Source organism: Shewanella sp. ULN5 (genome assembly GCF_030731885.1).
Lineage (GTDB): Bacteria > Pseudomonadota > Gammaproteobacteria > Enterobacterales > Shewanellaceae > Shewanella > Shewanella holmiensis.
Map to the genome: position 1 here is coordinate 116553 of NZ_JAPJEE010000003.1, position 15198 is coordinate 131750.

Below are 15198 nucleotides of genomic sequence, written 5' to 3' on the forward strand. Positions count from 1 at the left end.
ATGAATATTGCAGGTTATTTCGTTAAAAATACCGTTATTAGTTGGATGTTTACCCTGATTTTACTTGTTGGTGGATTAATGGCATTTACTGGCTTAGGCCAGTTAGAAGATCCACCATTTACCATTAAAGATGCGGTTGTGGTAACTCTCTACCCCGGTGCGACCTCAACCGAGGTCGAAGAAGAGGTGACTTATTTAGTCGAAAAGGCGATTCAAGAATTACCCTATATTGATAAAATTCGTTCGTTAAGTACCTCTGGAATGTCACAAATTACGGTGACCATGAAAAACAATTATGGCCCGAATGAGCTGCCACAAATTTGGGATGAATTACGCCGCAAAGTCAATGACATGTCATCTAGTTTGCCGCCAGGTGCCCGTCCGCCAATGGTTAACGACGACTTTGGTGATGTTTACGGCATCATGTTGATGGTCAGTGGGAAAGACTATAGTTATCGTGATATTTCAGATTATGTCGATTACGTAAAGCGTGAATTAGAGTTAATCCCAGGCGTAGGGAAAGTGTCTTTAGCGGGTAAGCAACAGGAGCAAGTGTTTGTTGAAATGTCGCTTAATAAAGCGGCCAGTTCAAACATTGATCCACAATTAGTCACCAACTTGCTGAACTCCCAAAACTTAGTATCCGATGCCGGTAATATTCAAGTGGCAGGTGATAATTTAAAAATTCGCACCAGCGGCGGGTTTAAATCAGTACAAGAACTTGAAGAGTTAATTATTCCAGGAACTACTGGCGATAAACTCATCTACTTAAAAGACATCGCCACCGTGTCACGTGGATTTCAAAATATTCCCACTAACCTGTTAAGTTTCAATCAAAACCGTGCGATAAATTTAGGTATTTCTTTTTCATCTGGGGTTAACGTGGTGGAGGTGGGCAAGTTAGTTGATGCCAAGCTAGCCTCAATTGATAGCGCCCGTCCCGCAGGGATGAAAATTGAAACCATGTATAACCAGCCTAATGAGGTTGATGCATCCGTTAGCAGCTTTGTGTGGAACCTTATCGCCGCCGTAGTCATTGTGATTGGTGTGCTATTGGTGTTTATGGGATTGAAAAGCGGTATTTTGATTGGGTTAATTTTATTTTTAACCTGCCTTGGCACCTTTATGTTGATGCTACAGGCTGAGATTGAACTACAACGTATCTCCCTTGGGGCATTAATTATTGCCTTAGGTATGCTGGTGGACAATGCCATTGTGGTGGTTGAGGGTATACTCATTGGTCGTCAGCGAGGACAAACGACGCTTGAGGCCGCACAAGCCATCGTTAAACAAACCATGTGGCCTTTATTAGGGGCAACGGTCATTGCCATTACCGCATTCGCACCAATTGGATTATCCCCTGATGCAACAGGAGAGTTTGCTGGGTCATTGTTCTGGGTACTATTGTTCTCCTTGTTTTTATCTTGGATTACCGCCATCACGATTACCCCATTTTTTGCCCAAATGTTTTTTGGGGTTGAAGGTGAAAAACAGCAGGATGGCGAAGTGAAAGATCCTTACGCAGGGGCTTTCTTTGTGTTCTACAAAATGTTGCTCAATATTTGTATGAAGTACCGCTGGGCAAGTACCATTGCAGTTGTTGTGCTTTTTGCAGGCTCAGTAGCAGGCTTTGCTTATGTTAAACAATCTTTCTTTCCGCCCTCGACAACGCCGATATTTTTGGTTGATGTGTGGATGCCTGAAGGCACAGATATTCGTGAAACTCAGCACATTATTGAAGCCATGGAGGCCAAAGCGGCTACTATCGACAACGTCGAGTTTGTTTCAGCCACGATTGGCAAAGGTTTTCCACGTTTCTTATTAACCTACTCGCCAGAGAAAAACTTTGGTTCTTATGGACAAATCGCCATTCGTACTAGCAGTTTTGATACTTTAGAAAACGTGATGCTAACCTTCAGAGAATTTGCTGAAACTCACTTTGCGCAAACTCAACTTAAATTTAAACGTTTAGAAATTGGCCCATCCACCGATGCCAAAATTGAAGCTCGGATCAGCGGTCCAGATCCAGACGTACTGCGTGAAATTGGCGCGCAGGTCATGAGTGTCTTTAATGCCACGCCGGGGACTGTCAACGTACGCCATGACTGGCGCGAACGGGTAAAATATATTTCGCCACGTTTTAACGAAACTCAGGCGCGTCGTTTGGGGATTGTAAAAAGTGATGTTGATAAATCATTTTTATTTGCTTTCTCTGGCGTGCAAATTGGTGTGTATCGGGAAGGAACAACGTTACTGCCAATTATTGGCCGACTTCCCGCAGAAGAGCGTATCGATATTGAGTCTATGGAAAGCTTGCGCATATGGAGCCCTGTGGTTAATGCCTTTGTCCCTATGCAGCAAGTTGTTGATGGTTTTGATGTGAAATTTGAAGATCCCATCATTCAACGTCGTGATAGAAAGCGTACGTTAACCGTGTTTGCTGATGCCGACTTTGCCTATGATATTTTGCCTGCGGCATTATTTGTTCAGGTTAAATCTAAAGTTGAAGCCATCCAGCTGCCAGCTGGTTACGAGTTACAATGGGGGGGCGAATTTGAATCATCAAGTGATGCGCAAGAGTCATTATTTGCTACCTTACCCATGGGTTTTTTGTTTATGTTTCTCATAACGGTGTTCTTATTTAATTCAGTGCGTAAGCCATTGGTGATTTGGTGTTGTGTGCCGTTAGCCCTTATTGGTATTACGTCTGGGTTAATCATTCTTGATAAGCCATTTAGCTTTATGGCCCTATTGGGAATGCTAAGTTTATCGGGCATGTTACTTAAAAACGGTATTGTGTTACTTGATCAAATCAACACCGAAATTAACGAGGGCAAAGAAATCTTTCAGGCGGTGTTTGAGTCTACCGTTAGCCGTGTTAGGCCTGTGTGTATGGCAGCGGTGACAACCATCTTGGGCGTGTTACCGTTAATAACCGACGCATTTTTTGAATCATTAGCTGCTGTAGTGATGTTCGGTTTAGGTGTAGCAACGGTACTAACGCTACTGATTGTGCCGGTGTTTTACATTATTTTCTTCAAGGTAAAATACCGCGATTACAAAACCTTCCAAGCCAATTAAGTTGCTCATATATGTTGGTCTTTAAAGCCCTATTTATTGAATAGGGCTTTTTTATTCGTATGTGAACCGTTGTCAATTTAATTGCGTATCAAAGAGCATGTTAGTTAAATTCGAGCCAATATTATGTCCTTAACAACAGGTGCTTATAGTAATGCGATTATTAACGTCACCAATTTGCGTTTACGCACTTTCATCGGCTTTAATCCTGATGAAAGGGAAAAGCAGCAAGATGTGGTGATCAATATTGAAATCCATTATCCGGCGGATAAGTCATTTCAAACCGATAACGTTGCTGATGCCTTAAATTATAAAGTGATCACTAAAAAGGTGATTCAGCATGTTGAAGAAGGGCGGTTTCTATTACTTGAAAAATTAGTCGCAGATGTTGTCGATATCTGCAGTGAACATCCCTCAGTGACATTAGCTAAAGTGACCATCGACAAACCACATGCCTTAAGGTTCGCTGATTCAGTATCCTTATCTTTAGAGCACCGTCGTTAACCTTACTTACGAGACTTATCTTATGTCAGCAGCAAACAGTACTATTTCAGTCGCCGCACAAAAAGTGCAGTCAGCATTAGTTGAGCACGGGTTAGAAACGCCACTATTACCATCAGAATTGACCTCTGAACAAAAATATCAACGCATTAAAGGATTAATGACAGAAGTCGTGGCAACGTTAGGATTAGATTTAGCCGACGACAGTTTAGCGGAAACACCACACCGTATTGCCAAAATGTATGTAAATGAAATATTTTCCGGATTGGATTACGCCAACTTCCCTAAAATTAGCCAAATTGATAATAAAATGGGCGTAGAGGAAATGGTAAAAGTGAGCAATATCAGTGTGGTTAGCACCTGTGAACATCACTTTATCACCATAGATGGCATCGCCAAGGTCGCGTATATACCTAAAGGTAAAATTATTGGTTTGTCGAAGATCAATCGTATAGTGAGATTCTTTGCCCAGCGTCCACAGGTACAGGAGCGATTAACCCAGCAAGTATTGGTGGCATTGCAAACCTTGCTGGATACCCAAGATGTGGCCGTTAGCATTAATGCTACCCATTATTGTGTTAAGTCGCGTGGCATCATGGACACGACCTCAAGCACCCAAACAACCGCATTAGGCGGCAGCTTCAAAGCCAATCCATCTACCCGAGCAGAGTTTTTGGCAGCATAAAAACTTTGATGCAAACCCGATTAACTAATATGAAGTTAAATTAAGGCATTGTTAACTGACAATGCCTTTGCTACTGGGTAGAATAACGCTCAATGGTTCTTAAATAGAGTTTTTGCATGCACGTACATATTCTTGGCATTTGTGGCACCTTTATGGGCGGTTTGGCATTGTTAGCACGCGCAATGGGGCACAAAGTGACGGGCAGCGATGCCAATGTCTATCCACCGATGAGCACACAGCTAGAGCAGCAGGGCATAGAATTAATTCAAGGCTTTGACACTTCCCAACTAGGTGAAGAAGGTAAAGACCAACCTGATCTTGTGGTGATTGGTAATGCCATGAGCCGAGGTAATCCGTGTGTTGAAGCCGTATTAAACCGCGGTATTAAGTACACGTCTGGGCCGCAATTTTTGTCAGAACATATTTTGCCAAACCGCTGGGTACTTGCTGTATCCGGCACTCACGGTAAAACATCGACCTCAAGCATGTTGGCCTGGATATTAGAATACTGTGGATACGAGCCCGGTTTTTTAATCGGCGGTGTGCCACAAAACTTTGGTGTGTCTGCTCGTTTAGGCAATTCACCTTTTTTTGTAGTTGAAGCCGATGAATATGACAGTGCATTTTTCGATAAGCGATCTAAGTTTGTCCATTACCGCCCACGCACGTTAGTGATCAACAATCTTGAGTTTGATCATGCTGATATCTTTGCCGATTTAGCCGCCATTCAGCGTCAGTTTAACCATGTCATCCGTACCGTACCGAGCGAAGGCAAAGTGATTTGGCCTAAAGATGTTACAGCCGTACAACAAGTGATTGATATGGGGTGCTGGAGCGAGCAAGAGACCTTTAGCCAGCAAGCGGACACAAACGGTTGGCAGGGAAAATGTATTGCCGCAGATGGTCATCAGTTTGAAGTGTTTTTTAAAGGCGAATCACAGGGGATTTTAGACTGGGGTTTAATTGGCCAACACAACATTGAAAATGCGGTAATGGCCATTGCTGCAGCAAGGCATGTTGGCGTTACCCCGATTAATGCGATTGAAGCATTAACCCAATTTAGCCCGCCAAAACGCCGGATGGAATTACTGGCCACGCCAAATAATATCGCGGTTTATGATGACTTTGCTCATCATCCAACTGCGATTGAAACCACATTAAAAGGCTTACGCGCTAAAGTGGGCGATGGCAAAATCATTGTGGTACTTGAGCCGCGCTCAAACACCATGAAAAGTGGCGTTCACAAAGACACTTTAGCCAGCTCAATGGCTTTAGCAAACGAAGCCTGGTTATATCAGGCCAGTAACGTGGGCTGGGATATTGCCGACAACATGCGCTCGGCAACCCTTCCCGTTACGGTGAGCGATGATATTGGCCATATCGTGGCTAAGGTCTGTCAATCAGCTAAACCAGGTGACACCATTGTGGTAATGAGTAACGGTGGTTTTAATGGGATTCATCAGCAAATTATTCAGGCATTGCTGAGCCAATAACCCATGCGCTAAATCAGTGGTTATGGCGCTCACCGAATAAGGAAAAATCATGGCTTATGCCAGAAAAGAGAAAGCAATTAGCCTAGCGTGGACCGGAGCATCAGGTGCACCCTACGGCATCAAGTTACTGCAATGTCTGCTTGCGGCCGACTATCAGGTTTTTTTGATGATATCTAGCGCCGCGAGAGTGGTATTAGCCACAGAACATGCTCTGCAATTGAGCGCAAATCCTGAAAAGGCGCGAGCACAATTATTGAGTTATTTTGCTGAGCAAAAAATCGCCCTGACGGGTGAGTTAGTCGTGTTAGGCAAAGATGAGTGGTTTTCGCCGCCAGCATCAGGCAGTGCGGCGCCGAAGCAAATGGTTATTTGCCCTTGTTCAACGGGCACATTAGCCGCAGTTGCAACCGGAATGAGTAATAATTTATTAGAACGTGCAGCCGATGTGGTATTAAAAGAGCGCGGTCAATTAATTCTTGTTCCTAGGGAAACTCCCTTTAGCGCCATACACTTAGAGCATATGTTAAGCCTAACGCGCAATGGTGCAACCATCATGCCTGCCGCACCAGGGTTTTATCATAATCCCAAATCGATAGAAGATCTGGTAAACTTCATGGTTTCCCGAATTCTGGATCATTTGGGAATATCACACGCACTGACAAATCGCTGGGGTTATGGCGTTGACGCCCCCCAAAATATCGATAATTGAGAACAGTATGAAACACACGATTGAACCTATGATTTCAACCGAAGAAATCAACAATACTTTAGACCAACTTGCCGAGCGTATTAACGCCCACTATGCCAACAGTGAGCGCTTATTAATGGTTGGCCTACTAAAAGGCTCAGTGGTCTTTATGGCCGATTTATGTCGCCGTATAAAAGGCCATGTCGAAATCGACTTTATGTCAGTATCAAGTTATGGCAATGCCACCACTAGTTCTCGCGATGTAAAAATTTTAAAAGATGTACAATCTGATATTGGCGATCGTGACGTGTTAATTGTGGAAGACTTAATTGACTCAGGTAACACCCTAAACAAGGTGCGTGAGATTTTATTACTGCGCAACCCAAAAAGTTTAGCTTTGTGTACCTTATTGGATAAGCCAGAACGTCGTGAAGTGGACGTGCCAGTTGACTTTATTGGTATGACAATTCCTGATGAGTTTATCGTAGGTTATGGTATTGATTACGCAGAGCAATATCGTAACTTACCTTACATCGCCAAAGTTGTGCCGCTGTAAGTAAACAAATACCCTAATAACTCCCGCAAATGCGGGAGTTTTTTTCACCCTTATCAACAGATCAGAAAAGGATATCCACATGAGTGATAACGCCAATGCCTTGGTGATCGAAAACCTGCAAAAAACCTATAAAGGCGGAGTTCAGGCCGTTAAAGGCATCAGTCTAACCGTAAAACAAGGCGATTTTTTTGCCCTGCTTGGCCCTAACGGTGCAGGTAAGTCGACCACAATTGGTATTATTAGCTCATTAGTGCAAAAAACCACTGGCAGCGTGAATGTATTTGGTTTTGATATTGATAAACAGCTTGAAGAGGCTAAATTATGCATTGGTTTAGTGCCGCAAGAGTTCAACTTTAATCAGTTTGAAACCGTACAACAAATTGTGGTTAATCAGGCTGGTTATTACGGTGTACCAAGGCACATCGCTTTTCAAAGAGCTGAAAAATATCTATCCCAGTTAGATTTATGGGAAAAACGCGACAGTCAGGCGCGTACGTTATCAGGTGGCATGAAGCGCCGTTTAATGATAGCCCGCGCATTAATGCATGAGCCTAAATTACTTATTCTTGATGAGCCTACCGCAGGTGTTGATATTGAGCTACGCCGCTCAATGTGGGAGTTTTTAAAGGAAATTAATCAGCAAGGCGTCACCATTATTTTGACGACTCATTACCTTGAAGAAGCCGAAATGCTGTGCCGCAATATTGGCATTATTGATAAAGGCTTATTGATAGAATGCACCAGCATGAAAAGCTTACTCAGCAAACTGGATGTAGAAACCTTTATTTTTGATTTACGCCATAACATCCAAAGCGCGCCAACGTTAACCAATATGACCTGTCGTATTGTCGATAATCACACACTTGAAGTTGATGTGGCTAAAGCCAATAACCTCAATGACTTATTTAACCAGCTAAGTGTATTGAATATTGAAGTGTTATCGATGCGCAATAAAGCAAACCGTCTTGAAGAGTTATTTGTAGAATTAGTCGAAAAAGCCAAAGGGGCGAAATAATGAACAAGCTTTATTGGATAGCCTTTAAAAGTATTTTGATTAAAGAAATTAACCGCTTTACTCGTATTTGGGTGCAAACCTTAGTACCGCCAGCGATAACCATGACCTTATATTTTCTGATTTTTGGTAATCTGGTCGGTAGCCGAATAGGTGAGATGGGTGGCGTAAGTTACATGGAGTTTATTGCCCCAGGTTTAATTATGATGTCAGTTATCACTAACTCTTATTCTAATGTAGCATCATCGTTTTACAGTGCTAAGTTTCAAGGTAACATTGAAGAAATCATGGTAGCACCCGTACCGCATTATGTGATGATTGCTGGTTATGTTGGCGGCGGTGTCGCCCGAGGCTTATGCGTAGGCTTGATTGTGACCTTAGTGGCGATGTTTTTTGTCAATCTAAGCTTGCATCATGTTGGCCTAGTGATCATGACCGTATTTTTAACCTCAGTACTGTTTGCCCTTGGCGGCTTAATCAATGCTGTGTTTGCTAAAAGCTTTGACGATATCAGTATTATCCCCACCTTCATATTAACCCCATTAACCTATCTTGGTGGCGTGTTTTACTCGTTGTCATTGTTGCCAGAATTTTGGCAAGGCGTATCAGGATTAAATCCTGTGGTGTATATGATTAACGTATTCCGCTATGGCTTTTTAGGCTTTGCTGATATTAGCATTCCTTTATCGATAGCTATCATGGTCGGCTTTTGTGCCACGTTATGGTTTGTGGCTTATTATCTGATTTCTCGTGGTATTGGGCTGCGAAGCTAAAAATGTATTTAACCTCGACTCGGGTTAAGGGGTAATTGATATTCTTAATATTCAATTGCTTATAGTAAATTTGATGTGGTGCTGATAACAAGGTGAATTGACACTTCAATAGCGAGTCTATTACAAGCCAATTCAAAGCTGTGAGCGCAGCAAAGAGCTGTTTAATATGCATTTATTCTCGCGATCTGAGGTTAGTTAATTTGTTCCATGTGTTTAAGGGTCTTTATTAAGGCCCTTTTGGCTGACTTAAAGTCAGTATTTTCTAGGATTATTGCTGATACATTAAAATCAATGAGGTGTGTAAACTCGATGATCAAGTGCACTTTTTATGGATAAAAGTGCTTTCAAATTGTTCAGCAGTCATTGGTTTGCCATAAAAATAACCTTGACCCAAGTCACAGCATTCTTTGCGAATAAAGGCATCTTGATTGACGGTTTCAACGCCTTCAGCAATCACTTCTAAATTGAGTTTTTTACCTATCGCTATGATGGTTTTAGTTAGCTCTCTATCTTGTTTATTTTCTTCTAGTTTTTTTATAAAGCAGCGATCTATTTTTAGGGTATTAAATGAGTATTTTTGTAAATAACTTAATGATGAATAACCCGTACCAAAATCATCTAACGAGATTTTTATCCCAAGTTGTTGTAGTTTTTGAATTGTAAAGTGAGCTATGTGCTCATCTTGTAATAATAAACCTTCAGTTATTTCAAGCTCTAAAGCGGTAGCTGGTAGTTGATATAGTTTAAGCAAGTCTGCAACGTGTTCAATAAAGCGAGGATTACGGATTTGTAATGGTGAAATATTAATTGCAATCTTAAAGTCATGCTCTACGGCTTTATACCATTTAGCCGTTTGAGACAGTGCTGTGTGAAGTACAAAATTACCTATATCAATAATTTGGCCATTTCGTTCCGCTAAAGAAATAAATTTATCAGGAGGGACATTACCTAATACTGGATTATGCCAACGAAGTAATGCCTCTGCACCAACAACTCTTTGTGTTTTAAGATGAACTAGCGGTTGATAATTAAGGCTTAATTCATTTTTATTTAATGCATCCATTAACCGTGATTCAAGTTGAGAGCGTAGATTTAAGTTCTGTTGAGTGTGTTGGTTAAAAAAACTATGGCTTGATCCATTTGATTTGCTTATCGTCATGGCCGCACTGGCTTTTTGAATAAGCGAAATGGCTTCAATCCCATCATTAGGAGCTTGCGCAATTCCCATACTTGAGGGAATGGTGATGGTGAAGTCATCGATAGTAAAAGGAGTAGAGCAACAGCCTAATGCAGATTCAATCAGCTCAAATATCGCATTTTTAGAAGATTCATGTGTTTGAATAATGACAAATTCGACGCCTGCAATCCTAGATATAAAGGTATTTTTATTAATCAGTTTTTGTAAACGCTGACTTAATATTAAAAGTGCTTTATCGCCAATCAAGTAACCATAACTATCATTAATTGATTTAAAATTACGTAATCCAAGATACAGTACAGAGACTTTATCTTTAGGCTTTCCTTTTTCTAGCATGCTAGATAATGTATTGATTAGGGTGATGCGATTTGGTAATCCTGTGAGTGGGTCATAGTTTTTGTGGTATTCAAGTGTTGTTTCAGTTAGGGCACTATTTTCAATTTCTTTTATTAACTTTTCACTGAGTTCAACTAACTCTTGAGTGCGAAGTTGTACTTTTCTTTCTAACTCTTGATTCTGGATTTGTAATTTAGTTTGCTGATATAGGGTCATCAAATTTGATTCAATCGCGCTTTGAAAACGCGCCAGAAGACTACGAAAATTTTCGCTATAAACATGCTCTTTGTTATCAAGCATGCAGATCGTTCCAAATATCCCTTTTTGATTAGGCCAACGAAGTGGTAAACCGCAATAGGCGATCATGCCTAGTTTTATATCAGGGTTGTTACTCCAAAGATCGTCTTTAAGAGCATTAGGAATATGGAGCTCTTTTTCTTCATTAATCACGGTTTCACAGTAAAGGCCGTGCCCTAAATTTTCGCTATCATGTTTTTTATAAGGGTTGCCATTAGTCCGACTTGAGGCAAATACTTCGATGCTTGCCTTATGAACACGCATGATTAGTGAAACAGGGGTGTTGGCTAATTCTGAAAGCAAATCTAAGGTCTGTTGCCAGTTATCAAACATTTCATTTGGAACAATGATTTTTGATGTATCAATCTCAAAGGTGGAATCGTCTACTTTGGACTGATTAATGGCAGCAGTGTATGACATAATAGTTAACTCCGGATGGCAGTGCATAAATTGTAGCTGTTTTATAATAAATGTGTAATTTTGTACATTTAACAAGCATCTTATGGCAGTAAACTTATGTTAATTGTTCAAATTAATTAGCCGGGGAAAAACAAATCAAAAACAAAGACAGCTATCTTTAACAACCAAGCGGGCAATCAAACGCATTATTGAACGTTATCAAACACAAGATGGACTCATTGAAGAGCTGGTTACACAAGACTTAAAACAAAAAGAAAATCTTAGGTGCTAATAGCACAGTGAGCTTCAGGCTCAATTTAGGTGCCATTCTATGTAAAATCAAATGCAGTCGATATTGCTTAAATAGCATTTGGCATAGTGATGGTGAAAAGTCATTGCTTCATTAGTCACATCATTCACCGTCATGCTCGTTTCTCTGTTAAACAGTATCTAGTTAGACGTTCAGCTCATCTTCCGATTATTTTTTCATTTCTGACTTAAGTGCCATTCGCTTACCTAGCCATACACCTAATCCTAAAGGTGCAAAAAAGATCACAAATAGGAATAACACAAAGTATAGAATCAAGCTTTTTAGTGTATGGGTTAATTCTTTAAAAACCACTTCTACGGTATGCTTTGAAATATCATCCAGATTTGCCGCAGCGGCAATGCGCTCGCGGGTGATCATTTCTTCTAGCGCTATTCGCTCATTTTTAACCATTAATTCTAATGCCTGACGCTCAATGGATAATTGCGCCAACTTATCATCAGTAGACTCACTTAACTGGGTTAACAGTGGTGTTAGCTCTTTGCGTAAATCACTGGCTAAACTGGCCATCATTTCGGGGCTTTGTGCCATTAATTGCTGAAAACGGGCAGATGTGTTGTTAATACTGGCTAAGGTTTTTTGTAATTCATCGGCGCTGATATTGGAATGCAGTGCATACAATTCAGCTTTCCAAGTTAATAACTTAGGCGTTTGATCTGCGATCATTGCCATGCGATCTGAAATGTCACTCATCACCTCAGGCACAGAGCCAAAGGTTGTAATCGCTTCAAATTCGCTGATATTTCGATATGCTAACCACGCATTAAAAGCGGATGTGCGGGTAAACGTAATATCGGTAATGGGGTGTTCAGCAACATATTGGGTGATAAATTGTTTATATTGTTCAAACTCCCCTGTTTTTACAAAGCCTTTAATGGTCTGTTCAAAATTAGCCTGTAAACGCTCACTTGCGGCGATGGCGATGGCTTGATGTTCGCCAAAAAGCTGATGACCATTGCCCAATGAGAAAAAGGCGTTCATCTGGGCGGTTAATACCCAGGTATCAACCATTGCTGATACTGGTGATGCTTGAAATATGGCGCGCTGTAAAGCTTGTTCGCTGTTAATTTTCCACATTAAACTATTTGATTTTAATGCCACAAACTCAGATGTGGTGAGGGGGTTACTTTCAGGGTTAGATGCTAATAAAATGATTTTGTCTGCACTGGTTTCTACTTCGCTGTAAAAGGTGTGGCTGAAATCTCGGCTAAACACGCGCATATTTAGCTGCGTTTGTGGTAGTGGTTCTATACCACTTTCTAATTTTACTTCGAGTAAAGAACAACTGGATAAAGCCAGCAACATTATCAATACAAGAGATATCTTTTTAGCAACACCCATAACACAACCTCTGGTTATAACAGTAAAAAATAACGTAAGCATATAAAAAATAAGTGTAATTTATCATTATTTACAAGTGGTGACTATTACCTATAAGTAGCAAAGTATCATCCGCTTTCACAATCAGTTGCGTGCTAAGCCTACATCAGGTTGCGAATATTCGTTGATGACAAATTAACTCGTTGCGCTTAATTCATTTATATCTTGAACAATCCTTTATTAGTCAAGATAAACAGGCTCTATTGAGTTCGTTTTAGCACGCTCTACTTACCTTGATTAACACGCTTTTACCTCAAAAAACTTAGGCATTAACCTGCCGTAATCATTATCTTGCTTAACCTCACATATAAAAATGAAATAGTGGAGATTTTAGAGTAAGTATTCAGCAAGATATGTAAATCACTGCTAATCTGATAAATGCAGTAAGTTTCACATATTGCCCCACACTTGAGTCGTATTTTGGAATCGAATGTTCATTGATTGGCAGGTACACAACACATTATGTCGAAGAGTAAGATATGAAAATTTTTTACTTTCTTATCATTATCCTTTGGGGAGGAGGCCTTGTAGCTGTCTATCATCAGGGCCATAGCCATATTGAAAAGCAGCTTATTTCTACATTAAAAGACAATGAGCGTGAGGTGGGCCAGTTGTTAGATGTGGCTATTGCTTACAATGAATCCATCAAAGAACAACTGATTTTCAATTTCGATTTATACGATATATCCAATCCTCATCCATTAATATCTTCATTTAAAAACTTTCCTGAATTAAATGCTTTTGGTTTGCAAGGTAACGAGACCATTGCCGGTCATCCATTGACAGCCAATTTAACCGGTATAGGTTCAATGCAAGATGTGGATGCTGAAATGTGGTCTGAAATCAATGTGCTATTAGGCTTGAATTTATCCGCACCTATCGCAGCTAAAAGTCACCCATTTATATGGTCTTATTATACCTCTCAAAAAGGGTTTATTTTACTGAGCCCAAGTGTGCCGATAGAGCAGTTCCACTTTACAGAGTACAATTATTCTAAGCCTTTCTGGCTCATCGCTACTCCAGAGGAAAACCCAAATAAAGAGACTCGGATATCTGATTTGTATGATGATGCAGCTGGGGCTGGATTGATGATTTCGGTATCCACTCCAGTTTATTATCATGATGTTTTTAAAGGAGCTGTGTCATTAGATGTGGGGTTGGATTACCTGAATAAAGTGTTACATTCTGATTTATCAGCACTGGATAATGACATTAGCCTGATTTCTGATAAAGGTCAGGTGATTGCCAATAAGGCATTTAAAGACTTAGATAATGTGGACTTTAAACTCGATGAACAGGTTGTTAATTATACATTAGCCCAATATTCTGGTGGTTATTACATTTTATCTAATTTGATTAAAGGAAAGTTTTACGTTGCTTATCAGCTTTCTGAAGAGCAATTGCAAAATTTAGTGGTTGAAAACATATATGGTCGTTTGGTCATCGTGTCTATGTTTGTCATTATTTTATGGTTGTTGGTTAAATTGTTCGACATGCTGTGTAAAACTAAAAAGCTAGCAGATTTGGATGGTTTAAGTAAATTGTATAACCGCATGTCTTTAGAGCGGTTATCCAATGAAGCCATCGATATGGCGATTAAAAAAGATGAGCCTATCAGCGTCATTATGATTGATATCGATTTTTTCAAACAATTGAACGATGAACATGGCCATTATGCTGGTGATCAAGGGATTATTAATGTCGCCTCGGTTATCAAGCGCAGTGTGAGAAAAATTGATATTGTTGGTCGCTATGGTGGCGAGGAATTTGTTATTACAGTGCCTAATACCAATCTAGAAACGGCCTCATATTTAGCTGAAAGGATCCGTACCGAGATCGAACGTTCGGCATTTAATGGTAATACCAAGGTGACCGTCAGTATTGGGGTGGCAGAATGTCAGGCTTTTGCGCTTCATAGTTTTCAAGAATTGTGTAAAAAAGCAGATTTAGCCCTTTATCAAGCCAAAGAAAATGGCCGTAATAAATGTGTTGTGTATAGCTACGACATGGAAATATATAATCAACGCCACAGTTAAATGTTAATTCAGCTTCATTTGTATTTTTATCCGTTTTGAAGAGAATAATGGCACTCTGGATAAGAGATTTTATAAAATCTTAATACTATTCGACCTCTTAAATAGAGGCGTATCAATGCAGGGTGAGATCGTGAACGTTTTTTTGCACAGATAATGGCTCGATTTGACGATCACTTTTAGTTGTGATCATATACTCTCTTTTTAGTAGATTGTGTTGCACGACGCCTTTACAAAACACTTTGTCTCAATTAGAAGACCTAAGACAATCTGCAAAGGTGAGTTACCCACTCTTTGATGTTTTTTTCCTAATCAGTCATCACAATGTTTAGGGAGAAGTGCAAGCCAGTGAATTGATAAGTATAAGAGTACCGATGCGTGATACTTGGACGGAGTTACTCGTAGTAGTGAGGAAGCGTTTGTAATGAACGAGGAGCGTCA

Annotated in this window: 11 protein-coding genes; 9 read left to right on the forward strand and 2 right to left on the reverse strand. The window is 40.3% G+C overall.

What is annotated here, in order from left to right:
• The 8 genes from ORI98_RS04535 to ORI98_RS04570 all read left to right on the forward strand — a co-directional run bounded on the left by ORI98_RS04535 (position 1) and on the right by ORI98_RS04570 (position 8786).
• Entirely contained in the window at positions 1–3081 is a 3081-nt protein-coding gene (locus ORI98_RS04535) for an efflux RND transporter permease subunit (RefSeq protein ID WP_306134414.1), read from the forward strand.
• 123 nt (positions 3082–3204) lie between these two features.
• Complete coding sequence (folX, locus tag ORI98_RS04540) at positions 3205–3582, forward strand: dihydroneopterin triphosphate 2'-epimerase (RefSeq protein WP_261297070.1); 378 nt, start codon at positions 3205–3207, stop codon at positions 3580–3582.
• Between the two features lie 22 nt (positions 3583–3604).
• On the forward strand, positions 3605–4264 hold the full coding sequence (gene folE / locus ORI98_RS04545) for a GTP cyclohydrolase I FolE (protein ID WP_261297069.1): 660 nt from the start codon (positions 3605–3607) through the stop codon (positions 4262–4264).
• A gap of 116 nt (positions 4265–4380) precedes the next feature.
• Entirely contained in the window at positions 4381–5757 is a 1377-nt protein-coding gene (gene mpl, locus ORI98_RS04550) for a UDP-N-acetylmuramate:L-alanyl-gamma-D-glutamyl-meso-diaminopimelate ligase (protein ID WP_306134415.1), read from the forward strand.
• A gap of 49 nt (positions 5758–5806) precedes the next feature.
• Positions 5807–6466 (forward strand): flavin prenyltransferase UbiX, encoded by a 660-nt coding sequence (locus tag ORI98_RS04555; RefSeq protein ID WP_261297067.1) that lies wholly within the window; start codon positions 5807–5809, stop codon positions 6464–6466.
• Between the two features lie 7 nt (positions 6467–6473).
• Positions 6474–7001 (forward strand): hypoxanthine phosphoribosyltransferase, encoded by a 528-nt coding sequence (gene hpt / locus ORI98_RS04560; protein WP_306134416.1) that lies wholly within the window; start codon positions 6474–6476, stop codon positions 6999–7001.
• A 79-nt stretch (positions 7002–7080) separates the two neighbouring features.
• Positions 7081–8016, forward strand: a complete 936-nt coding sequence (locus ORI98_RS04565) for an ABC transporter ATP-binding protein (RefSeq protein WP_306134417.1) — start codon at positions 7081–7083, stop codon at positions 8014–8016.
• Positions 8016–8786, forward strand: coding sequence for an ABC transporter permease (locus ORI98_RS04570; protein ID WP_306134418.1), 771 nt, complete (start codon positions 8016–8018; stop codon positions 8784–8786). The genes ORI98_RS04565 and ORI98_RS04570 overlap by 1 nt, the downstream gene beginning before the upstream one ends.
• 313 nt (positions 8787–9099) lie before the next feature.
• On the opposite strand, the gene ORI98_RS04575 is transcribed toward ORI98_RS04570, so the two are convergent.
• Together ORI98_RS04575 and ORI98_RS04580 are read right to left on the reverse strand one after the other, a co-directional pair.
• Positions 9100–11037, reverse strand: coding sequence for a GGDEF domain-containing protein (locus tag ORI98_RS04575; RefSeq protein ID WP_306134419.1), 1938 nt, complete (start codon positions 11035–11037; stop codon positions 9100–9102).
• A gap of 457 nt (positions 11038–11494) precedes the next feature.
• On the reverse strand, positions 11495–12685 hold the full coding sequence (locus tag ORI98_RS04580) for a chemotaxis protein (protein ID WP_306134420.1): 1191 nt from the start codon (positions 12683–12685) through the stop codon (positions 11495–11497).
• 518 nt (positions 12686–13203) lie between these two features.
• On the opposite strand from ORI98_RS04580, the gene ORI98_RS04585 reads away from it, so the two are divergent.
• Complete coding sequence (locus ORI98_RS04585; RefSeq protein ID WP_306134422.1) at positions 13204–14760, forward strand: sensor domain-containing diguanylate cyclase; 1557 nt, start codon at positions 13204–13206, stop codon at positions 14758–14760.
• Positions 14761–15198: the final 438 nt, after the last annotated feature.

What these genes read in the sequence shown, in the direction of transcription:
- ORI98_RS04535 (WP_306134414.1), top strand. Translation starts at nt 1, where the DNA reads ATGAATATTGCAGGTTATTTCGTTAAAAATACCGTTATTAGTTGGATG.
- folX (WP_261297070.1), top strand. Translation starts at nt 3,205, where the DNA reads ATGTCCTTAACAACAGGTGCTTATAGTAATGCGATTATTAACGTCACC.
- folE (WP_261297069.1), top strand. Translation starts at nt 3,605, where the DNA reads ATGTCAGCAGCAAACAGTACTATTTCAGTCGCCGCACAAAAAGTGCAG.
- mpl (WP_306134415.1), top strand. Translation starts at nt 4,381, where the DNA reads ATGCACGTACATATTCTTGGCATTTGTGGCACCTTTATGGGCGGTTTG.
- ORI98_RS04555 (WP_261297067.1), top strand. Translation starts at nt 5,807, where the DNA reads ATGGCTTATGCCAGAAAAGAGAAAGCAATTAGCCTAGCGTGGACCGGA.
- hpt (WP_306134416.1), top strand. Translation starts at nt 6,474, where the DNA reads ATGAAACACACGATTGAACCTATGATTTCAACCGAAGAAATCAACAAT.
- ORI98_RS04565 (WP_306134417.1), top strand. Translation starts at nt 7,081, where the DNA reads ATGAGTGATAACGCCAATGCCTTGGTGATCGAAAACCTGCAAAAAACC.
- ORI98_RS04570 (WP_306134418.1), top strand. Translation starts at nt 8,016, where the DNA reads ATGAACAAGCTTTATTGGATAGCCTTTAAAAGTATTTTGATTAAAGAA.
- ORI98_RS04575 (WP_306134419.1), bottom strand. Translation starts at nt 11,037, where the DNA reads ATGTCATACACTGCTGCCATTAATCAGTCCAAAGTAGACGATTCCACC.
- ORI98_RS04580 (WP_306134420.1), bottom strand. Translation starts at nt 12,685, where the DNA reads ATGGGTGTTGCTAAAAAGATATCTCTTGTATTGATAATGTTGCTGGCT.
- ORI98_RS04585 (WP_306134422.1), top strand. Translation starts at nt 13,204, where the DNA reads ATGAAAATTTTTTACTTTCTTATCATTATCCTTTGGGGAGGAGGCCTT.